This is a genomic window from Streptomyces sp. NPDC044061 (genome assembly GCF_056434305.1).
In genome coordinates this window covers 259,306-280,953 of sequence record NZ_JBWKFL010000013.1, presented here as the reverse complement: position 1 = coordinate 280,953, position 21,648 = coordinate 259,306, and the positions used below count along the sequence as shown (strand labels likewise).

General features: G+C 73.6%; 16 protein-coding genes and 1 pseudogene. 11 read left to right on the top strand and 6 right to left on the bottom strand.

What is annotated here, in order from left to right; genetic code table 11:
- Positions 1-56 precede the first annotated feature (56 nt).
- Positions 57-2,027 carry a GTP-binding protein gene (locus tag AC07CM_RS23000; protein ID WP_478878298.1) on the bottom strand — a complete coding sequence of 657 codons (1,971 nt, stop codon included), beginning with the start codon at positions 2,025-2,027 and terminating at the stop codon, positions 57-59.
- 254 nt (positions 2,028-2,281) lie between these two features.
- Between AC07CM_RS23000 and AC07CM_RS22995 the strand changes: the two genes are divergently transcribed.
- From AC07CM_RS22995 to AC07CM_RS22965, 7 genes are all read left to right on the top strand, one after another.
- On the top strand, positions 2,282-2,782 hold the full coding sequence (locus tag AC07CM_RS22995) for a (2Fe-2S)-binding protein (RefSeq protein WP_478878297.1): 501 nt from the start codon (positions 2,282-2,284) through the stop codon (positions 2,780-2,782).
- Entirely contained in the window at positions 2,779-5,274 is a 2,496-nt protein-coding gene (locus AC07CM_RS22990) for a xanthine dehydrogenase family protein molybdopterin-binding subunit (protein WP_478878296.1), read from the top strand. Before AC07CM_RS22995 ends, AC07CM_RS22990 begins: the two co-directional genes overlap by 4 nt.
- Positions 5,271-6,125: an FAD binding domain-containing protein gene (locus AC07CM_RS22985; RefSeq protein WP_478878295.1), complete on the top strand. Its 855-nt coding sequence runs from the start codon at positions 5,271-5,273 to the stop codon at positions 6,123-6,125. The genes AC07CM_RS22990 and AC07CM_RS22985 overlap by 4 nt, the downstream gene beginning before the upstream one ends.
- Before the next feature lie 15 nt (positions 6,126-6,140).
- A complete protein-coding gene (locus tag AC07CM_RS22980; RefSeq protein WP_478878294.1) occupies positions 6,141-7,016 on the top strand; it encodes an AAA family ATPase in 876 nt (291 codons plus the stop codon).
- Positions 7,017-7,753: 737 nt separating this feature from the next.
- Positions 7,754-8,881 carry a vWA domain-containing protein gene (locus AC07CM_RS22975; protein WP_478878293.1) on the top strand — a complete coding sequence of 376 codons (1,128 nt, stop codon included), beginning with the start codon at positions 7,754-7,756 and terminating at the stop codon, positions 8,879-8,881.
- A complete protein-coding gene (locus AC07CM_RS22970; RefSeq protein WP_478878292.1) occupies positions 8,874-9,980 on the top strand; it encodes an XdhC family protein in 1,107 nt (368 codons plus the stop codon). The genes AC07CM_RS22975 and AC07CM_RS22970 overlap by 8 nt, the downstream gene beginning before the upstream one ends.
- A 17-nt stretch (positions 9,981-9,997) precedes the next feature.
- Positions 9,998-10,642, top strand: a complete 645-nt coding sequence (locus AC07CM_RS22965) for an SRPBCC family protein (protein WP_478878291.1) — start codon at positions 9,998-10,000, stop codon at positions 10,640-10,642.
- A gap of 349 nt (positions 10,643-10,991) precedes the next feature.
- Here AC07CM_RS22965 and AC07CM_RS22960 read toward each other — a convergent pair.
- From AC07CM_RS22960 to AC07CM_RS22940, 5 genes and pseudogenes are all read right to left on the bottom strand, one after another.
- Positions 10,992-11,153 (bottom strand): annotated as a pseudogene (locus AC07CM_RS22960) (GNAT family N-acetyltransferase); the annotation flags it as partial.
- 155 nt (positions 11,154-11,308) lie between these two features.
- Positions 11,309-11,809: a metallophosphoesterase family protein gene (locus AC07CM_RS22955; protein ID WP_478878290.1), complete on the bottom strand. Its 501-nt coding sequence runs from the start codon at positions 11,807-11,809 to the stop codon at positions 11,309-11,311.
- A gap of 18 nt (positions 11,810-11,827) precedes the next feature.
- Positions 11,828-12,829 (bottom strand): SDR family oxidoreductase, encoded by a 1,002-nt coding sequence (locus AC07CM_RS22950; protein ID WP_478878317.1) that lies wholly within the window; start codon positions 12,827-12,829, stop codon positions 11,828-11,830.
- Positions 12,830-12,877: 48 nt separating this feature from the next.
- Positions 12,878-13,987: an enolase C-terminal domain-like protein gene (locus AC07CM_RS22945; protein ID WP_478878289.1), complete on the bottom strand. Its 1,110-nt coding sequence runs from the start codon at positions 13,985-13,987 to the stop codon at positions 12,878-12,880.
- 11 nt (positions 13,988-13,998) lie between these two features.
- On the bottom strand, positions 13,999-17,034 hold the full coding sequence (locus AC07CM_RS22940) for an FAD-binding and (Fe-S)-binding domain-containing protein (RefSeq protein WP_478878288.1): 3,036 nt from the start codon (positions 17,032-17,034) through the stop codon (positions 13,999-14,001).
- Positions 17,035-17,172: 138 nt separating this feature from the next.
- Here AC07CM_RS22940 and AC07CM_RS22935 point away from each other — a divergent pair, with 138 nt between their 5' ends.
- From AC07CM_RS22935 to AC07CM_RS22920, 4 genes are all read left to right on the top strand, one after another.
- Positions 17,173-17,610, top strand: a complete 438-nt coding sequence (locus AC07CM_RS22935; RefSeq protein ID WP_478878287.1) for a MarR family winged helix-turn-helix transcriptional regulator — start codon at positions 17,173-17,175, stop codon at positions 17,608-17,610.
- Entirely contained in the window at positions 17,607-18,989 is a 1,383-nt protein-coding gene (locus AC07CM_RS22930; RefSeq protein WP_478878286.1) for an MFS transporter, read from the top strand. The genes AC07CM_RS22935 and AC07CM_RS22930 overlap by 4 nt, the downstream gene beginning before the upstream one ends.
- A gap of 7 nt (positions 18,990-18,996) precedes the next feature.
- Positions 18,997-19,581 (top strand): hydrolase, encoded by a 585-nt coding sequence (locus tag AC07CM_RS22925; RefSeq protein WP_478878285.1) that lies wholly within the window; start codon positions 18,997-18,999, stop codon positions 19,579-19,581.
- A 122-nt stretch (positions 19,582-19,703) separates the two neighbouring features.
- Positions 19,704-21,644 carry a glycosyltransferase family 2 protein gene (locus AC07CM_RS22920; RefSeq protein ID WP_478878284.1) on the top strand — a complete coding sequence of 647 codons (1,941 nt, stop codon included), beginning with the start codon at positions 19,704-19,706 and terminating at the stop codon, positions 21,642-21,644.
- Positions 21,645-21,648: the final 4 nt, after the last annotated feature.

The following is a 21,648-nucleotide window of genomic DNA, read 5'->3' as shown; positions in this document are numbered from 1 at the left end:
GCAGCGTCAATACTGCTGACTCGCCAGTAAGTTGACTGACAGTCAGCCGGTGCCGCTCAGTCGCCCGTCCGGCGCGTCACGTTCAGCAGGTACTCCTTCCGGTTCAGCGGGTTGTGGTCGGTGCGCGGCCGCTCGGGCAGCGGGCCACGGGTGACGGGCGCGTAGTGGTCGAAGGCGGTCTCCAGCTCCCCCTCGCCCCGGGTGAGCCCCGGCAGCCGCCGGCCCAGCTCATGGACCCGGGCGGCGGGCACCGCGCCCTCCAGGACACCGGCCGTGCCGTCCGCCCCGGTGCTCTCCGGCACCGCCTCCAGCCGGGCCAGCACCGGCAGCAGGGCGCCCAGCGTGTCGGCCGGGGCCTCGATGCGGAACCGGTGCATCGGCTCGTGCACCAGGGTGCGCGCCCGGCGCAGTGCCTCGATCAGGACGAGCGGGGTCAGGCCGCGGAAGTCGTAGCCGGTGCTCGACATGCTCTTGTCGAACCCCTGGTGGGCGTGGCTCTGCCGGGGCGAGTACCCGGAGTGGGTCATGGTGACGGTGCAGTCGGTGACCTGCCAGCCGTGCAGTCCCTGCCCGAGGGCCTCGCGCACGGTGTCCTCCACGGCCTTGAAGAAGGCGTACGGCATGGAGCCCAGCTCCACCTCCAGGCGGAACCCCACGCCCGAGCCGGTCGGGGCCGGGTCGACGCGCAGGCCGACGGTGGCGAGGAAGGGGTTGGCGTCCTTCTTGTTGAACTCCACGGCCGCTCCGCTGCCCACCGGCCGCTCGATGCACAGGGTGGTGGTCTCCCGGAAGGTGACGTCCAGACCGTACTCGTCGGCGAGGGTGGCCTGGATGACCTCCTTCTGCACCTCGCCGTAGAGGGAGACGGAGGTCTCGCCCCGCAGCTCGTCGTGGCGGACGCCGATGAGGGGGTCCTGTTCGGCCAGCTGGGTGAGCGCGATGTGCAGGGAGCGCCGGTCCGCGCCGGGCCCCGGGCCGACGACGGTCTCCAGGGTCGGCGGCGCGAAGTGGTGCTCGTACACCCGGCCGGGCGTGCCCAGCGCGTCGCCGATCCGGATGCCGCCGAGTCCCCACACCTTGACGATCCGGCCCGCGCCGACGTCGTCCTGCCGGGCGTCGCCGCCCTGGTCGAAGACGGACAGCGCCGTGATCCTGCCCTCCTCGCGACCGTCCCCGAACGCGACGCGGTCGCGTACGCGCAGGGCGCCGGAGAAGATCCGCGCGTAGGCGATCTTCTGTCCCGCCGGGCCGCGCTCCACCTTGAACACCGTGCCGGAGAGCGGACCGCCCGGGTCGCCTTCGGCGGGAGGCAGCAGCCGTTCGATCCCGTTGATCAGCTCGTGCACCCCGGCGCCGGTGATGGCGGACCCGAAGTAGACGGGGTGGACCAGGGCCTGCCGGGTCTGGGCGGCCAGGGCGGTGCGGAGGCGACCGTCGGAGACAGCGCCGGACACGTAGGCGGTGAGCAGCCCGTCGTCGTGGTCGGCGAGCGCGTCCAGCGCGTCCGGGCCGAGCCCGGGGGCGAAGCGGGCGGCGCCGGTGCCGAGGGCGGTGGCCGTCCCCATGGGGACGAGCAGTACGGCGAGCCGGCGGGCCATCTCGCCCAGCACGGACGCACCACGCGCACCGCGCCGGTCGATCTTGTTGACGAAGAGGAGGGTCGGAATGCGCAGCCGGCGCAGGGCGCGCATGAGGATGCGGGTCTGCGCCTGGACGCCCTCGACGGCCGAGACGACCAGGACGGCGCCGTCGAGCACACCGAGCACCCGCTCCACCTCGGCGATGAAGTCGGGGTGACCGGGGGTGTCGATGAGGTTGACGGTCACCGAGTCGAGCGGGAAGGAGACGACCGCGGACTTGATGGTGATGCCGCGCTGCCGCTCCAGCGCGAGCGTGTCGGTCCGGGTGCTTCCCCGGTCGACGCTTCCGATCTCGTCGGTGACTCCGGCCGAGTGCAGCAGCCGTTCGGTCAGGCTGGTCTTACCGGCGTCGACATGCGCGAGAATTCCGAGATTGAGCAGATGCACTGAGCGTGATGTCCTTCGGCATGGGGTGGGTTCCTTCCTCGGTGGACATGCACGCAGCGCGCATCGCCGGTCCTCTCTGTGTGACGTCGGGTCCCGAGCAGTGCAGCAGGGCCGTACCCGCGACAGCAATGGATTAATGCTCAACAGATGCGTGTCGCAGCGCTCGCCGCCTCCAGGGCGCGGTCTTAGAGTGACGTACATCACGTACTGGTGGCTGATTTCCCTGCCCCTGCCCGCACGGTCCTGGAGGGCACATGACCCACATCAAGGTGAACGTGGACGGCACGACGTACGAGGACGACGTGGAACCCCGTCTCCTCCTGGCCCACTACCTGCGCGACCGCCTCGGCCTGACCGGCACCCCGATCGGCTGCGACACCTCCAACTGCGGCGCGTGCACGGTCGACCTGGACGGAGCGACCGTGAAGAGCTGCTCGGTGCTCGCCGTACAGGCGGACGGCAGCGAAGTCACCACGATCCAGGGGCTGGCCCAGGACGGCGAGTGGACACCGCTGCAGCGCGCCTTCCACGAGCGACACGGTCTGCAGTGCGGCTACTGCACCCCCGGAATGATCATGGCCGCGCGCGATCTGCTGCGCGAGAACCCTCACCCCACCTCCGAGGAGGTCCGCGAGGCCCTGGAGGGCAACCTCTGCCGGTGCACGGGTTACCAGAACATCGTCCGCGCGGTGCTCGCCGCCGCCGGGCAGGAAGTCACTTCCGGGCAAGAGGTCACCGAGGAGGTCACGGCATGACCGACCAGGCCGTCGAACACGAGGTCGGCCGCTCCCGGCTGCGCAAGGAGGACGCCCGGCTGATCACGGGCCAGACCAACTGGACCGACAACATCCAGGTCACCGGGCTGCTGCACATGGCCATCCTGCGCAGTCCGATGGCCCACGCCCGCATCGCCCGCATCGACGTCTCCCCCGCCCGGGAACGGCCCGGTGTGATCGCCGCGTTCAGCGGCGCCGATCTCGCCGAGGGGCTGGGCTCGCTGCCCTGCGCCTGGCAGGTGACCGAGGACATCGTGCTGCCCGACCACCCGCCGATCGCCGTGGACGAGGTCCGCTACGCCGGCGACCCGGTGGCGGTCGTGGTGGCCCGCGACCGGTACACGGCCGCCGACGCGCTGGAGGCCGTCGAGGTCGACTACGACCCGCTGCCCCCGGTCCTCGACCTGGAGGCCGCGCTCGCCGAGGGCGCGCCGCTGGTCCACGCCGACAAGGGCACGAACCGCTGCTACACCTGGCCGCTCGCCACCGGCGAGAGCTTCGAGGCGGTGCGCGAACGCGCCGAGGTGACCGTGAAGCGCCGCTACCACCAGCAGCGGCTGATCCCCAACGCCATGGAGCCCCGCGCGGTGGTCGTCACCCCGCTGGCCGCGTCCGGCGAGTACACCGTCTATTCGGCGACCCAGATCCCGCACATCCTGCGGATCATGCTGGCGACGGTCACGGGTGTCCCCGAGCACAAGCTCCGCGTGGTTGCCCCGGACGTGGGCGGCGGCTTCGGCTCCAAGCTCCAGGTGTACGGGGAGGAGGCCCTCGCCCTGGCGGTGGCACGCAAGCTCGGTCGCCCGGTGAAGTGGACCGAGTCCCGCTCCGAGGGCTACCTCGCCACCCACCACGGCCGCGGCATGATCCAGGACATCGAGGTCGCCGCCACCCGCGAGGGCAGGCTGCTCGGCCTGAAGGTGGACCTGATCGCCGACATGGGCGCCTACCTGATGCTCGTCACCCCGGGCATCCCGCTCCTCGGCGCCTTCATGTACCCGGCGATCTACAAGATGGACGCCTACGAGTTCAACTGCACCGGCGTCTTCACCACCCGGACCCCGACCGACGCCTACCGCGGGGCCGGCCGCCCGGAGGCCACGTTCGCCATCGAGCGGACCATGGACGAGCTGGCCGTCGAACTCGGCCTGGATCCCGTGGAGGTACGGCGCCGCAACTGGATCCGGCACGAGGAGTTCCCCTTCACCACCATCGCCGGGCTGACCTACGACAGCGGCAACTACGAGGCGGCCACCGACAAGGCCCTCGCCCTGTTCGGCTACGACGAACTGCGCGCCGAGCAGCGCAAGCGCAACGAACGCGGCGACACCGTACGCCTCGGCATCGGAGTGTCGACCTTCACCGAGATGTGCGGCCTCGCACCGAGCCGGGTACTGCGCGACCTGAGGTACGGGGCCGGCGGCTGGGAGGCGGCCGCCATCCGCATGCTTCCCACCGGCAAGGTCGAGGTGGTCACCGGCACCAGCCCGCACGGGCAGGGCCACGTGACCTGCTGGAGCCAGATCGCCGCCGACGTGCTGGGCGTGCCGTTCGAGGACGTCGAGGTCGTGCACGGCGACACCAGGGCGGCCCCCCAGGGCATGGACACCTATGGCTCGCGTTCGCTGGCCGTCGGTGGCGAGGCCGTGCACCGGGCGGCCACGAAGGTGGTGGACAAGGCGCGGAAGATCGCCGCGCACCTGCTGGAGGCGAGCGAGCAGGACCTGGAGTTCCGGGACGGCGCGTTCTCCGTCAAGGGCTCCCCGGAGGCGCGCAAGACCATCCAGGAGATCGCCTTCGAGACGTTCACCTCGCACGACCTGCCCGACGGTGTCGAACCGTCCATCAACGCCGAGACGGTGGTCGACCCGGAGAACTTCTCCTACCCGCACGGCACCCACCTGTGCGCGGTCGAGGTCGACACGGAGACCGGCAAGACCCGGATCCGCTCGTACGTCTGCGTCGACGACGTCGGCCGGGTCGTCAACCCGATGATCGTCGAGGGCCAGGTGCACGGCGGGCTGGCGCAGGGCATCGCGCAGGCGCTGTTCGAGGAGGCGGTGTACGACGACGAGGGCAACCTGGTCTCCGGCACCATGGCCGACTACCTGGTGCCGTCGGCGGCGGACCTGCCGGACTTCGTCACCGACCGGACCGAGACCCCGGCGGTCGACAACTCCATGGGGGTCAAGGGCGTCGGAGAGGCCGGGACCATCGCCTCGACGCCGGCCGTGGTGAACGCCGTGATGGACGCCCTCAGGCCGCTCGGCGTGCAGGACGTACGGATGCCGTGTTCGCCGCACAGGGTGTGGCAGGCCGTCCGGGCGGCCAGGACCGGTGCGGGCGACGCGGGCGAAGCGGCCGGCGGGACGGGCCCGGCACAGTCCGGTCAGTCCGGGCAGGCCGCGCAGTCCGGGGACATCGGTCAGTACGGCGAGACAGGTCAGTCGGGTAAGGAGGGTTCGGCATGATTCCCCCCGCGTTCGAGTACAGCCGTCCGACGAGCGTGGACGAGGCCGTGCGCGCGCTCGCCGGCGCGGGCGAGGAGGCGAAGGTGCTGGCCGGCGGGCAGAGCCTGCTGCCGCTGCTGCGGCTGCGGCTGGCCTTCCCGGAGCTGGTCGTGGACGTCGGCCGGATCCCGGAGCTGCGTGGGGTCCGCGAGGACGGCGACACCCTCGTCATCGGGGCCATGACCACGCATCACGAGGTGGTCCACGACCCGCTGGTGCGCCGGCACGCCGGCCTGCTGGCGGAGGCGACGGCCACGGTGGCCGATCCCGCCGTACGGCACCGGGGCACCCTCGGCGGCTCGCTCGCGCACGCCGACCCGGCCGGTGACCTGCCCGCCGTGGCCCTGGCCCTGGACGCCGAACTGGTCGTCGCGGGACCGGGCGGCAGGCGCACGATCCCGGCGCGGGAGTTCTTCGTCGACTACCTGACGTCGGCGCTGGCGCCCGACGAGCTGCTGATCGAGGTGCGGGTGCCCAAGAAGGACGGCTGGGACTTCCACTACGAGAAGTTCCATCCCGTCGCCCAGTCCTGGGCCATCGTCGGTGTCGCGGCGCTGGTGCGGCGCGACGACGGGCACATCGCCGAGGCGCGCATCGGGCTGACCAACATGGGCTCGACCCCGCTGCGGGCCACGGCGGCCGAGGAGGCGCTGTCCGGCGCCGACGGTCCCGAGGCGGTGGCACGGGCCGCCGAGGCGGCGGCCGAGGGCGCACGGCCCTCGCAGGACCTGTCGGCCTCGCCCGAGTACCGGGAGCACCTCGCGCGGGTGCTGACCAGGCGGGCGGTGCTGACCGCCACCGGAATGGGGTGAGCGCCGATCACCCGGATGGACGACCCGGAGCAGGTGCGGGCCCGTCTGGAGGAGACGGGGTACCTCGTCGACGAAGGGCTGGCCGTCACCTGCTTCCTGGCGCTGAGGCTGCACCGGCCGCTGTTCTGCGAGGGCGACGCGGGCGTGGGCAAGACCGCGCTCGCGGCCGCACTGGCCGAGGCACTCGGCGCGCCGCTGATCCGGCTGCAGTGCCACGAGGGCATCGACGCCTCCCAGGCTTTGTACGACTGGGACTTCCCGCGCCAGCTGCTGCACCTGAGGGCGGCCGAGGCTGTCGGGATCACGGACGCGGACCGGCTCGAGAGCGAGTTGTACGACCTGCGCTTCCTGATCGCCCGGCCGCTGCTGCGGGCGCTGCAGACTCAGCCGTCGGTGCTGCTGGTCGACGAGATCGACCGGGCCGACGACGAGTTCGAGGCGTTCCTGCTGGAGCTGCTGTCGGAGTACTCCGTCACGATCCCCGAGCTGGGCACGCTGCGGGCCGAGCGGCCGCCGGTGGTCGTGCTGACCTCGAACCGGACCCGCGAGGTGCACGACGCGCTGAAACGGCGGTGCCTTTACCACTGGTTCGACCATCCCTCGTTCGCGCGCGAACTGGCCATCGTGCGCAGCCGGCTGCCCGAGGTGTCGGCGCGGCTGGCCGAACAGGTCACCGCGCTGGTGCAGACTCTGCGCGGCGCGGACCTGCTCAAGCCGCCCGGAGTGGCCGAGACGATCGACTGGGCCGAGGCCCTGCACGCACTGGGCGCGAGCGAGGTGGACGCCGAACTGGCAGTGACGACACTGGGATCGGTCCTCAAGTACCGGGAGGACGCGGACCGGGCACGGGGACTCGATCTGGCGGCGGTCCTGGCGTCCCGGGGAGCGTGACGGCGATGACCACCAGCGGAAACGGAGCGGCCCGTCCGACGGAGACGGATGCCGTGACCGGGGCGGACCGACCACCACCGACAGGCGATGCCGGTCCGGCCGGGACGGGTCCCCCGAACAGCGCACGCCGACGCTCCTCGGCGGGGGCCGAGCCGTCCGGGGCCGGCGGCACTTCCCCAGGGGCGGGTGGCGAGAGCCGGGCACGCCCGACACGCGGCGCCGCCGACCGGACGCCGGGTGCGGATGCAGACCCGCTCGGGGCCGACCTCACGACCACGGAGGGCCGAACGCCTGGCGCCGGAGCCGGGGAGGACGCGGCGGGCGGGGCGGGACGGCCCTCTCGAGCGGAGGCCGAGCCGGCCGGGATCGATCCCGCGAACAAGGCACGCCGACCGACCTCGGCGGGGGCCGAACCGTCCGGCGCGGACGCCACCGCCGAGAGAGGCAGCGCCCCGGGAGCGCCCGGCACCGGTGCCGAACCGGACGAGGCGAAAACGACGGGTGGACAAGGCCAGCCGACCGGAGCGGAGGCGGACGAACCGTCCGGCACGGACGCCACCGCCGAGAGAGGCAGCGCCCCGGGAGCGCCCGGCACCGGTGCCGAACCGGTCGAGGCGGATGCCATGGGTGGGGCGAACCGGCCGTGGACAGGGGATGCCGAGCCGGCCGGGGCGGAGCCCGTGTCGGCGGCGCGTCGGCCGTCCGACGCGGGGGCTCGGGCGTTTCGGGCCGATGCCGTGCTGGTCGGCTTTGTGCGGGCGTTGCGGGCGGCGGGCCTCGAGGCCAGTTCCGAGCGGCTGTACGCCTTTCTGCGCGCCGTGGACGTGCTGCGGCCCGGGATGCGGGCGGACGTGTACTGGGCGGGGCGGGCGACGCTGTGCGGCGGGCACGACGACCTGGAGCGGTACGAGAGGGTGTTCGCCGCGTACTTCGGGGCGCCCGGCGAGTCCGCGCCGCGCTCCGTGCCGGCCACTCCCCCACCCCGGCTCAGGCTCGTCGCCCGGGAGGCGTCAGGCGCCCCGCCCGGGCCGGGTGAGAGCGAGCCGTCGGGTCCGCCCACCGCCACGCTCGCCAGTTCCGCCGAGGTGCTGCGGCATCGCGACGTCGGCGAGCTGAACGCCGTGGAACGTGCGCAGCTGCGCCGTCTGCTCGCCGCGTTCGCGCTGCACGGGCAGACCCGGCGCTCCGCGCGGCGGCGGCCCGCCCGGCGCGGGGACGTCGACCCGCGCCGCACCGTGCGGGAACTGCTGCGGCGCGGCGGGGAACCCGCCCGGCTGCGGCGGCACGCGCGCGTGGAGCGGCCCCGCCGGGTCGTCCTGCTCGTCGACGTGAGCGGCTCGATGGCACCGTACGCCGACGCGCTGCTGCGGTTCGCGCACGCGGCGGTGCGCGGCGGCCGCACCGAGGTGTTCACCATCGGCACCCGGCTGACCCGGGTGACCCGCGAACTCGCCCACCGCGACCCGGACCTGGCCATGACGGCCCTCGCGGCGGCCGTGCCCGACTGGCGCGGCGGCACCCGGCTGGGCGAACTGCTGCGCGAGTTCCTGAACCGCTGGGGGCAGCGCGGCATGGCGCGCGGGGCGGTCGTCGTGCTGCTCTCGGACGGCTGGGAGCGCGGCGATCCGGAGCTGCTCGGGGCGCAGATGCGCCGTCTGCACGCCCTGGCCCACCAGGTGGTCTGGGCCAACCCGCGCAAGGCCCGCCCCGGCTACGCGCCGCTGGCCGCCGGGATGGCGGCGGCCCTGCCCAGCGTGGACGCCTTCGTCGAGGGGCACAGCCTCGCGGCACTCGAACGGCTGGCGGCGGTGGTACGCGGGGCGACGGCCGCAGAGGACCTGGTGAAAGGAGCGCAGCGTGCGTGAGATTCTGCCGGCGCTGGAGCGCTGGTACGCGGCCCGGATCCCGTTCGGGCTCGCCACGGTCGTCGGGGTCAGCCGCAGCGCACCGCGCGGGCCCGGCGCCGCCATGGCGGTGGGTCCCGACGACGAGGTCGTGGGGAGCGTGTCCGGGGGCTGTGTGGAGGGCGCGGTGTTCGAGCTCGCCCAGGAGGTCGTGGCGAGCGGCGAGGCGCGGCTGGAGACCTTCGGGTACAGCGACGAGGACGCGTTCGCGGTCGGGCTCACCTGCGGCGGCGAGATCACGCTGCTGGTGCGGCCCGTGACCCCCGCCACGGATCCCGCGTTCGGGGCGGTCGCCGAGTCGGTCGGCACGGGTGAACCGGTGACCGTGGCCACGGTGGTCGACGGGCCGGCCCCGCGCGGGGCCGCCCTCGCGGTCTGGCCGGACACCGTGACCGGCACGCTCGGCGCGTCCGGGCTCGATGTCGCGGTCACGGCCGACGCGCGCGGCGAACTCGCCCTCGGCGCCTCCGCCCTCAGGCACTACGGGGCGCACGGGGAGCGCCGCGAGGACGCCGTCACCGTGTTCCTGCAGTCGTTCGCCCCGCCCCCGCGCATGCTGGTCTTCGGCGCGATCGACTACGCGGCCGCGGTGGCCCGCATCGGTGACTTCCTCGGCTACCGGGTCACCGTGTGCGACGCCCGACCGGTCTTCGCCACGCCCAAGCGGTTCCCGGCCGGCGTGGAGGTCGTCGTCGAGTGGCCGCACCGCTATCTGCAGGGCACGGACACCGACGATCGCACGGTGATCTGCGTCCTCACCCACGACCCGAAGTTCGACGTGCCGCTGCTGGAGGAGGCGCTGCGCCGGCCGGCCGCCTACATCGGGGCGATGGGCAGCCGCCGTACCCACGACGAGCGGCGCATCCGGCTGACCGAGGCCGGGCTGACCGAGGCCGAACTGGCCCGGCTGCGCTCGCCGCTCGGGCTCGACCTCGGGGCCCGTACGCCGGAGGAGGTCGCCGTGTCCGTCGCCGGCGAGATCGTCGCCCTGCGCTGGGGCGGCAGCGGCGCGCCCCTGACCACGACCGCCGGCGCGATCCACCCGGCCGCCACGTCCTGAGATGCGAGGAGGAAGTCATGGAGCTGCACCACGAGTTCACCGTCCCCGTCCCGGTCGACGACGCCTGGCACGCGCTCCTCGACATCGAGCGCGTGGCGCCGTGTCTGCCGGGCGCGGCGGTGGAGGAGTACGACGGCAAGACCGTGACCGGTTCGGTGAAGGTGAAGGTCGGGCCGGTCACGGTGACCTACCGGGGCACCGCGGTCTTCGAGGAGCAGGACGCGGCGGCGCACCGGATGGTGCTGGTGGCCAGCGGCCGGGAGACCCGGGGGCAGGGCACGGCCAGGGCGACGGTCACCGGCACGCTGAGCGAGCGCGACGGCGGTACGGCGGTGTCGGTGCGCACCGATCTGACGGTGACCGGACGGCCGGCGCAGTTCGGGCGCGGGGTACTGGCGGAGGTGGGCGACCGGCTGGTGGGACAGTTCGCGGCCTGCCTCGCCGAGCGGCTGGGCGAACGGTCCGCCCCGTCCTCCGCGGAGGAACAGGTGCCGCCCGCCCCGCAGGAGCCGGAGCCGCTCGACCTGCTGCGTACGGCCGGGTTGCCGGTGGCCAAGCGGGCCGCCGTCGCGGTGGCGGCGGTTGCCGTGGTCGTCCTGGTGGCCGTGTGTCTGCGTCGGCGGAGCCGCGCGGGCTCCGGTCGGGCGGCCCGGCGGCGATAGGACCCACGTGGCGCGGACGGAGAGGGTCGGACAGGCCTGTTCCTCCCTGGTCGTCCGCACGCCCGCGGGTCCATGGCAGGGCTCCTGGCAGCAGTGCCGGGGCGAGAGCGGCCGTGACCGCGTAGAGGCAGGCTGAGCCCAGGGCGACGGCCTGGAATCCGCGCAGGAAGCGGTCCTGGTCGCCGGGCTGTCCGGCGATCGTGCCGGCCACCGCGATGCCGATGGCGCCGCCGGTCTGGCGCGCGGTGATGTTGACGGCGGAGGCCGGTCCGGAGCGCTCGCCGGGCACCGCGGCGATGGCGACTTCGGCGGAGCCGGCCGCGAGGTCGACGTCGTTGAGGCCGGCGAGCCCGACGGGCGCGCCGCCGAGCGCGGCGGCGGCCCAGATGACGCCGGTCTCGGCCGGGCGGCGCCGGCGCAGGCGGTCGATCCGGCCGCGGGCCTCCTCGCGGCTGCCGACGGAGAAGAGGTTCCACTGGCTGATCGACGGGTCCTGTCCGGCGCTGAGCAGGGCGTCGGCGTCGGCGTCGTCCAGCCGCCAGGGGCGCAGTTCCAGGGCGCCGGGCAGCCCGAGGACGGGCTGGCTCTCGTCGGCGAGGCGGCCGTCGGGTACGACGGCGAGTATGCCGGAACTGGAGATCGTCCCGGCATGGTGCCACAGCCCGGCTACCGCTGGGGCAGGCGATGCAGGGTCACGTCCGTGAGCGCGCCGTCGGCGAGGGTCGCCGTCAGGTAGGTGCAGTGCGGCTGGCGGCGGCGGTCGGTCGGGGAGCCGGGGTTGAGCAGCCGCAGCCCGCCGGGGGCGACGGTGTCCCAGGGGATGTGGCTGTGCCCGAAGACCAGCACGTCCTGGTCCGGGAAGCGGGCGGCGCAGCGGGCCTCGCGGCCCTGCGCCGGGCCGGTCTCGTGCACCACGCCGAAGCGCAGGCCGCCCAGTTCGGCGTACGCCACCTCGGGGAGGCGGGCGCGCAGCTCGGGGCCGTCGTTGTTGCCGTAGACCGCGATCAGCCGGCGGCTGCGGCTCTCCAACAGGTCGAGGGTGGCCACGTCGACCCAGTCCCCGGCGTGGAACACCACGTCCACCCGCTGGAGTTCGGCGAGGAGCGGCTCCGGGAGCCGCTTGGCGCGCTTCGGGAGGTGAGTGTCGGACATGAGGAGGAGGCGCACACGGTCAGCCTATGCGGATCACGAGGTCAGTCGGCGGATGCCGCGTACGGCACCCAGCACGGCGGCGCCCGCGCCGACGGCCGTGGCGGCGGGGTGCCGGACCAGGATCTCCTGCCAGGAGCGGGCGTGGGAGCTGTCGTCGAAGGCGCCGTGGGCGCCCTGGTCGTCGGTGGGCTCACGGTCGGCCGGCTCGAAAAGGTTGTCCAGGCCGGCGGGCGGGACGCTGTCGGTCTGCTGGGAGCCGAAGCCGGTGCGGGCCAGGTACCGGTCGAGCAGGGCCGGGGCGAGACGGTTCGCCCAGACGGTGGCCACCGTGGTGGCGCCGACGTAGTACTGCTTGCGGCGCGGATGGTCGGCCGCGTACGCCACGCCCCGTGCGGCGACCTCCGGCTGGTAGATCGGCGGCACCGGCATGGGGTGCTCGGACAGCCGGGAGCGCACCCACTGGAACTGGGGCGTGTTGACCGCGGGCATCTGGGCGACGGTGATGTGCACATGGCTCCCGCGGTGCAGCAGTTCGGTGCGCAGGGAGGACGTGAAGCCGTTGATGGCGTGCTTGGCGCCGCAGTAGGCGGCCTGCAGCGGGATCGCCCGCTCCCCGAGCGCGGAGCCGACCTGCACGACCGTGCCCCTGTCTCGGGGCAGCATCCGCTTGAGCGCCGAGCGGGTGCCGTTGACGAACCCGAGGTAGGTCACCTTGGTGACCCGCTCGAACTCCTCGGCGGTGATCTCCTCGAAGGGCGCGAACACCGTGGAGAAGGCGCAGTTGATCCAGACGTCGATGGGTCCGAACGTCTCTTCGGCGGCGTCGGCGGCCGCTTCCACGAGCGCCGGGTCGGCCACGTCGGCGACCTGGACCAGCGGTCGTCCGCCGAGGGCCGCGACCTCGTCCGCCGCCTCCTCCAGGCCACCCTTGCCACGCGCGATCAGCACGACGTCGGCACCGCGCCTGGCGTACAGGCGGGCGGTGGCCCGCCCGATCCCCGCGCTGGCACCGGTGATGACGACGGTCGGCGACATGGTCATCTCTCCTCTCCTACCGACAGGGAACCGTGACACGAAGCGGCCTCACTCGATCCGGTAGGGCCGCGCCCGCTCCTCGGCGAGGGTCAGGCCGAGGCCGGGCGCCCCGTCGGCGCCCGGTGCGATGCTGCCGCCGCCGGGATCGAGGACGCCGTCGAACAGGAGCCGTTCGACGCGGACGTGGTCGTGGAACCACTCCAGATGGCGCAGACCGGGCACGGCGGCCGCGACATGGGCGTGGGCGTGGGGTGCGCAGTGGCCGGAGATGTCGGTGCCGCGCGCGTGGGCGAGGGCGGCCGCGCGCAGCCAGACGGTGATGCCGCCGCACCGGGTGACGTCGGCCTGGAGACAGTCGACGGCGCCGGCGGCCAGCATGTGCTCGAAGTAGGGCAGCGTGTAGCCGTACTCGCCGGCCGTGACGTCCATCGGGACCCGGCCGCGGATGTCCGCGAGCAGGGTGAGGTGGTCGGAGGAGACGGGTTCCTCGAACCAGGTGACGCCCTCGTCCGCGAGCGCGTTCCCCACCCGTACGGCCTGTCCGCCGCTGTAGCCGCCGTTGGCGTCCACGTAGAGCTCGACCGTGCCGCCGACGCTCGCCCGGGCGCGTGCGACCCGTTCGAGGTCGCGGGTCTCGCGGGCGCCCCAGGACTCCCCGATCTTGATCTTGACGCGGGGGATGCCCTCGTCCTCGGCCCAGCCGCGCAGCTGGCGGTCCTGGTGGTCGGCGTCGTACGTGGTGAAGCCTCCGCTGCCGTAGACGGGCACCGTGTCCCGGGCGGCGCCCAGCAGGTCGACGAGGGGCAGGCCGAGGACGCGGGCCTTCAGGTCCCACAAGGCGATGTCGACGGCGGCGACGGCCTGGGCGGCCACGCCCGGCAGTCCGGCGTTGCGGACGGCCCGGCACATGGTCTCGTTGGCGCGCGGGACGTCGTGGACGGGTGTCCCGGTGACGGTGCCGGCGAGCAGTTCACGGACGAGGTGCGCGGTGGCCGCGGGCGCGTAGGTGTACCCGAGCCCGGTGGTGGCACCGGAGCGTACGGTGACCAGGACGAGCGTGGTGCTGTCCCAGGCGAGGGTGCCGTCGGCCTCGGGGGCGTCGGTGGGCACGGTGTAGACGGCGGTGTCCACCGCCTCGACGGTCGGCCGGTCGCTCATGGTCCCCCTCCTCAGCCGCGGCGGCGCAGTCCGAGGGCGGCACCCGCGGCGGCGAGCCCGGCGACGGTCGCGGTCGTGGCCCAGCGGGCGGTGCGGGAGGGCTGGGGCGGGCGGTCGGCCAGGCGTTCCGGGTGCTCGCTCGGCAGGTTGCCGGCGAGTCCGAGCGCGAGGGCCTCGGCGAGGTGCAGGGCGCGGCGGCCGGTGCCGCCGTCTTCTATCTGGGTGCGGCAGCTGAAGCCGTCCGCGAGGACCAGGCTGTCGGGGGCGGCGCCCCGGACGGCGGGCAGCACGCCCTGTTCGGCGACGGTCATGGAGACCTCGTGGTGGCCGCGTTCGAAGCCGAAGTTCCCGGCCAGGCCGCAGCATCCCTCGTCGAGGACGTCGGCGTCGAGGTGGGCCCTGCGCATCAGTTCGCGGTCGGCGTCGAACTTCATGACGGCGTGCTGGTGGCAGTGGGTCTGCACGGTCGCCTGCCGGGTCAGTTGCGGGGGCCGCCAGTCGTCCGGCGCGTGGTGGACGAGCTGTTCGGCGAAGGTGCGGACCTGCCCGGCCAGCCGCTGCACGTCCTGGTCGGCGGGCATGAGTTCGGGGGCGTCGGCGCGGAAGACCGCGGTGCAGGACGGTTCGAGGCCGATGATCGGGGTGCCCGCCGCCAGCCAGGGCCCGAGCACGTCGAGGGTGCGGCGCAACACCCTTTTGGCGATGCGAAGTTGCCCGGTGGAGATCCAGGTCAGGCCGCAGCACACCGGCTCGGTGGGGACGGCGACCCGGAATCCGGCGTCCTCCAGGACGCGCACCGCCGACCTGGCGATCGAGGGGTGGAAGTAGCTGCTGAAGGTGTCGGGCCACAGGACCACGGTGCGCGGGTCGGCCGGGTCCGGCTCCTCTCGGTCGCGGGCCTGCCACCACTGCACGAAGGACTCCCGGGCGAACACGGGTGCGGAGCGGGCGCCGTCCACGCCGGCCAGCCGCTTGCCCGCGCCGGCCAGACCGGGCGCGTGCAGCGCGGAGTTGACCAGGCCGGGGGCGACACGGGAGAGCCGTGCCCACACCGGGAGCCAGCCCATGGAGTAGTGGGCGGCGGGGCGGACGCGGCCCTCGTAGTGGTGGGAGAGGAACTCCGCCTTGAGGGTCGCCATGTCGACCCCTGTCGGGCAGTCCGACTTGCAGCCCTTGCAGGCCAGGCACAGGTCGAGCGCGTCGTGCACGGCGGTGGACTGCCAGCCGTCCTTGATCGCGGAGTCGGCGTGCCCGTCGAGCATCTCGAACAGCAGCCGGGCCCGGCCGCGGGTGGAGTGCTCCTCCTCCATGGTGGCCCGGTAGGAGGGGCACATCACGCCGCCCGAGTGGCTGCGGCAGTTGCCGATGCCGACGCAGCGCATCACCGCGCGGTTGAAGGAGTGCTCGTCCTCGGGGAAGTCGAAGTGGGTCGCGGGGGTGTCCGGCCGCCAGGTGGGGCCGAGGCGCAACTGGCCGTCGACGGGGTTGGGGTCGACGATCTTGCCCGGGTTCATCCGGTTGTCCGGGTCGAACAGGGCCTTCAGCTCGCCGAAAGCCCTGACGAGCCGTTCGCCGAACATCCGGGTGAGCAGTTCCCCGCGGGACTGGCCGTCGCCGTGCTCGCCGGACAGCGAGCCGCCGTAGGACGAGACGAGGTCGGCGGCGCGCTCCAGGAAGCGGCGGAAGTCGGCGACGCCCTCGGCGGTCTTCAGCCCGAACGGGACACGGGTGTGCACGCAGCCCTGCCCGAAGTGCCCGTAAAGGGACGGGTGGTCGTAGCCGAACTCCTCGAACAGCTTCTTCAGGTCCCGCAGGTAGTCGCCCAGCCGCTCGGGCGGTACGGCCGAGTCCTCCCAGCCCTCCCAGGTCTCACGGTCGTCCGGCGGGCGGGCGGTGACACCGAGCCCGGCCTCGCGGGCCCTGAGCATCTTCTGCTCGCGCTCGGGGTCGTCGGAGAAGGCGACGTTCGCGTCCTTACCGGCGCGGCCGACGGCCCGGAGCAGGGCGTGGGCCTGCTCGTCGACATCCTCCTGGCTGTCGCCGCTGTACTGCACCATCAGCCAGCTGCCGCCCTCGGGAAGGACGTTGAGGGAGTCGAGGTAGGCACCTTCCTCGCGCATCAGCTGGGCCATGCGGCCGTCCAGGGCCTCCAGCTGGCTCGGCGAGCAGTGCTCCAGCAGGTGCGGTACGTCGTCGGCGGCGGCGCAGATGTCGTCGTAGCCGAGGACCAGCAGGGACTGGTTGGCGGGGACGGGGACGAGGTCGAGTTCCGCGCGCAGGACGGTCACCAGGGTGCCCTCGCTGCCGACGAGCGCCCGGGCCACGTCGAATCCGTTCTCCGGGAGCAGGGAGTCGAGGTTGTAGCCGGAGACGCGGCGGGGGATCTTCGGGTAGCCGCGGCGGATGTCCGCCAGGTACTCGGTGGCGATGCGGTCCAGGCCGGCGTAGATCTCGGCGAGCCGCCCGCCGCCGGCCGTGATCCGTTCGCGCTCGTCGGGCGGTGTGGGGCCCACCCAGGCCCGTTGGCCGTCGTAGGTGAGGATCTCCAGGCGGCGCACGTTGTCGACGGTCTTGCCGTAGGCCTGGGCCGAGGCGCCGCAGGAGTTGTTGCCGATCATGCCGCCGAGGGCGCAGTGGCTGTGCGTGGACGGCTTCGGCCCGAACTGCAACCTGTGCACGGCGAGTCGGCGATTGAGCTGGTCCAGGACGATGCCGGGCTCGACCACGCAGGTGCGCCGGTCGGGGTCGACGGAGAGCAGCCGGTGGCAGTACTTGGTCCAGTCGATCACCACGGCCGTGTTGGTGGACTGCCCGGCGAGGCTGGTGCCGCCGCCCCGGGACAGGACCGGCGCGGCGAAGCGTGCGCACACCGACACCGCGCGGGCGCCCGCCTCCACCGTGCGGGGCAGGACCACGCCGAGCGGGACCTGCCGGTAGTTCGAGCCGTCCGTCGCGTAGGCGCCGCGGCTGCCCGCGTCGAAGCGGATCTCGCCGTCCACTTCGGCACGAAGGGCCGCCTCCAGGCCGGACATGTCCGGAGGGGTCATTCTGCGCTCCCTGAGATCACCGACGAGCTGCGCTGCCTGCGGCGAGGCGAGTACCCGGGAATTCTTCAGGTAAAACTGAACAGCAAAACTGGGCAGCTTTGACTGGACAGTTTCTCCTGCCGGCCCTAGGGTGACGGCATGGTTCACATCTCGGACTCCGCGGCCCACGCCGCACGCGACCTGCGCGTGGTGTTCAGCCGGCTGCGGCGCCGTATCCGCGAGGTCGCGCAGGACTCCGACCTGACGCCGTCGCAGGAGTCGGCGCTCTCCCTGGTCGGCAAGCACGGCGCGGCCACGGCCAGCGCCCTGGCGGCTGCGGAGGGCGTACGGCCGCAGTCGATGGCGACCACGCTGGCCGCCCTGGAGCAGCACGGCCTGATCCGGCGCGCCCCCGATCCCGACGACGGCCGCCGTCAGCTGGTCACCCTCACCGAGACCGGCCGGGCCCGCGTCGAGGGCAACAAGCAGCTGCGCGAGGAGTGGCTGGCCCGCGCCTTCGAGGACCGCTACACCGAGGAGGAGCGGCAGACGGTGCTCAAGGCCCTGGAGCTGATGGAACGGCTCTCGCAGCAGTGATACCGAGGCTCGCCCGGCGCACCGCCCGCCCCTCCCCCACCGGCTTCGACCGCCGGCTGATCGCGCCGATGGTCCTCGGCTCCGTGCTGAACCCCGTCAACTCGTCGATGATCGCCGTGGCGCTGGTGCCGATCGGGCTCGCGTTCGGGGCGCCGCCCGCCGAGACGGTGTGGCTGGTCTCGGCGCTCTATCTGGCCACGGCCGTCGGCCAGCCCGTCGTCGGCCGGCTGGTCGACATGTACGGCCCGCGCCGCCTCTATCTCGCCGGTACGGCCCTGGTCGGGGTCGCCGGCCTGCTGGGCGCGTGCGCGCCCTCGCTCGGCGCGCTGATCGCGGCCCGGGTGCTGCTCGGGTTCGGGACGTCGGCCGCGTACCCGGCGGCCATGCGGCTGACCCGCGGCGAGGCCGAACGCACCGGCCGGGACAGCCCGGCGAGCGTGCTGGCGGCGCTGGCCGTGGCGGGCCAGACGGTGGCGGTGGTCGGACCCGCGCTCGGCGGCCTGCTGATCGGCGTGGGCGGCTGGCGAGCCGTCTTCACCGTCAACGTGCCGCTCTCCGCCGCCTGTCTGGTCCTGGGCGCGCTGCGGCTGCCGCGGAGGGAGGGGCGGCGCAACCGGGGCGTGGACGTGCCCGGCATGGCGCTGTTCGCGGTCCTGCTGGTCGCGCTGATGCTGTTCCTGATGGCCCCGAGCGCCGGCCACTGGTACCTGCCGGTCCTGTCCGCAGCCGCGGCGGCCGCGTTCGCACTGCGCGAGCTGCGGGTGCCGGACCCCTTCGTCGACCTCAGGGTGCTCGGCGGCAACGGTCCGCTGCTCGCCACCTACCTGCGCCAGTTCCTCGCCTACACCACCGCCTACGCCTTCATGTACGGCTACACGCAGTGGCTGGAGCAGGGCCGGGGGCTGAGCGCCTCGGTGGCCGGGCTCGTGCTGCTGCCGCTGTCGGTCGCCGCGCTCACCGTCTCCACCCTCACCGGGCGCCGCGAGGCGGTGCGCGCCAAGCTGCTCGTGGGATCCGCGCTGCAGATCGCCGGCAGTGCCGTGCTGCTCCTGGTCGGCGCGGACAGCCCGCTGTGGCTGCTGCTCGCGGCCGGCGCCCTCCTCGGCGTCCCGCAGGGCCTCATCGGCCTCGCCGCGCAGAACGCCCTGTACCGGCAGGCCGACCCCGAGCGGATCGCCTCGGCGGCCGGGCTGCTGCGGACCTTCATGTACCTCGGCGCGCTGGGCGCGTCCGCCGCCACCGCGGCGTTCTTCCCGCACCGCGCCGACACGGCCGGGCTGCACGGCCTGGCCCTGTTCATGCTCGCCGGCTCGGCCCTCCTGCTGGCGACGACCCTCCCCGACCGTTCACTCGGCCGGCTCACCCCTCGAAAGGCCTGACCGACTCATGTCGCTCACCACGCTCGACCCCCGTACCGCCTTCGTCGCGATCGACCTGCAGAACGGCATCGTGGGCATGCCCACCCAGCCGCACGCCGCGGCGGACGTCGTGGCCCGTACGGCCGAACTCGCCGACGCCTTCCGGACCCGCGGTCTGCCCGTGGTCCTGGTCCGGGTCTCCTTCGCGCCCGACTGGGCGGACGCCGTCCCCGGCCGGACCGAGCGCCAGGCCCGTGGCCTCGCCTTCCCGGAGGGCTGGGACGTCCTCGTCGACGAACTGTCCGGCCACCCCGGCGACATCCGCGTCACCAAGCACAACTGGAGCGCCTTCCACGGCACCGACCTGGACGTCCAGCTGCGCCGCCGCGGCATCACCCAGATCGTGCTGACCGGCATCGCCACCAGCATCGGCGTCGAGTCCACCGCCCGCGACGCGTACGCCCACGGCTACCACGTCACCCTCGCCACCGACGCCATGGCCGACAGCGACCCCGAGGCGCACCGGGGCAGCGTCGAGCGGATCTTCCCGCGGCTCGGCGAGAGCGGCACGACGGCGGAGGTTCTGGAGCTGCTGGCCAAGACGCACAACTGACCGGCCGCTGCGGCCCCTTGGGCGGGCAGACGTTCGTCCGCGCAAGGGGCCGGGTTAACATTCGGCCACGCGCACCGTGCCACCCAGGCCACGGAAGCGAACCAAGGGGGCTTGGAAACCGGATGCCGGTCAAGGTCAGCGTCGTCGTACCCGTGTACAACCCCGGTCCGTACATCGAGGACTGCGTCGCCTCGATGCTGCGCCAGTCGCTGCCCCCGGACGAGTTCGAAGTGATCTTCGTCGACGACGGTTCCACCGACGCCACCCCGGCCCGGCTGGACGCCCTCGCCGCCGAGCACCCGCACATCAGCGTCATCCACCAGGAGAACTCCGGCTGGTCCGGCAAGCCCCGCAACGTGGGCATCGCAGCCTCGCGCGGCGAGTTCGTGATGTTCGTCGACAACGACGACCACCTCGGCGACGAGGCCCTGGAGCGGATGTACGAGTACGGGGTCGCGAACAAGGCCGACGTGATCGTCGGGAAGATGGCCGGGAAGGGCCGCCCGGTGCCGGTGGAGCTGTTCCGCCGCAACCATCCGCACGCGACGGTCGAGAACGCCCCGCTGATCGACAGCCTGACCCCGCACAAGATGCTGCGGCGCTCCTTCCTGGACCGCACCGGGCTGAGGTTCCCGGAGGGCCGGCGGCGTCTGGAGGACCACGTCTTCGTCGCCGAGGCGTATCTGCGCGCGGACAACGTGTCGGTGCTCGGCGACTACGTCTGCTACTACCACGTCAAGCGCGAGGACGCCGCCAACGCCGGCTTCCAGCGCTTCGAGCCCGTCGGCTACTTCAAGAACCTCCGCGAGGCGCTCGACGTCGTCGAGCGGTACACCGAGCCCGGCCCGCTGCGCGACCGGCTGCTGCGCCGCTGGCTGCGGGTGGAGATGGTCGAGCGGATGAGCGGGCGGCGGCTGCTGGCGATGCCGGACGACTACCGGCGCGAGCTGTTCCGGGAGATGCACGCGGTCGTGGTGGAGCGCTTCGGCCCCGGCGTCGCCCCCGGGCTGCGTCCGGGCCAGCGGATCGTCGCCGCGCTGATCCGGGAGGACCGGTACGACGACCTGGTCGGCTACGCGGAGTGGGAGATCGACGTCCGGCCCAAGGCCGCCCCCACGGCCGTCGAATGGGACGAGGGCGCGCTGCGCGTGCACTTCACCGCCGAGTACCACGGCGCCGACGGCGCCGTCACCGTGGACCCGGACGGCCCCCGCCCGCCGGCCGACGGCGCGCCCGCCGGCCTCGCCGACGCGGCGGCCTGGCTGGCCGGGGCGGCCGTCGACGGCTTCGACCAGGCGCGTGCCGATCTGATCCTGCGCGACCGGGAGACCGCCGCCTCCTTCTTCCAGCGGGTGGAGCTCACCCGCGAGCGCGTCCCGGGCGCAGAGGGCCGCATCCGGCTGGTGCTGCGGGGCACGGCCACCGTCGACCCCGCCACCGCGGCGGGCGGCGGCCCGCTGCACGGCGGCCTGTGGGACGCCCACGTCCGGGTCACGCTCGGCGGCTGGACCAAGGAGTGCCGTCTGGGTCCCGCCCCCGCGCACGGGTCCGCGCTGCCACCGGCCGGAATCGTCGCGGACCGCACGGTGCTGCCGTACTGGACGAAGCAGTACCGCAACCTCTCCCTGGACGTGGACCGGGCGGTCAGGTCGCTCGGCCTGCACCGGCTCACCCCGGCGGACGCGGCGGTCTCCGACGCCGAGGTGCTGACCGTGGCGCTGCCGCTGTACGTGCCGGACACCACCCGGATCACTCTCCGCCTGACCGACACCTCCTGCGGCCGGACCCACGACCGGGCGGCCGTGCTGACCCCCGCCGACGGTGTCCACTCGCTGCTGGAGGCCGGGCTGCCGCCGGGCGAGCTGCGCAGCGGCACCTGGCGGACGGACCTGCGCCGGGCCGACGGCCGGGTCCTCGCGCTGCCGCTGCTGCTGAGGGCGGGCCGGACCCGCGGTGCCGTCGAGGTGACCCGCGCCGCGCCGCCCGGGCTGCTGCGGCGGGTGGTGCGCGGTGCCCGACGCGTGCTCGGCACCGTGCTGGGCCGGACGACGAGAAAGGCCTGATCAG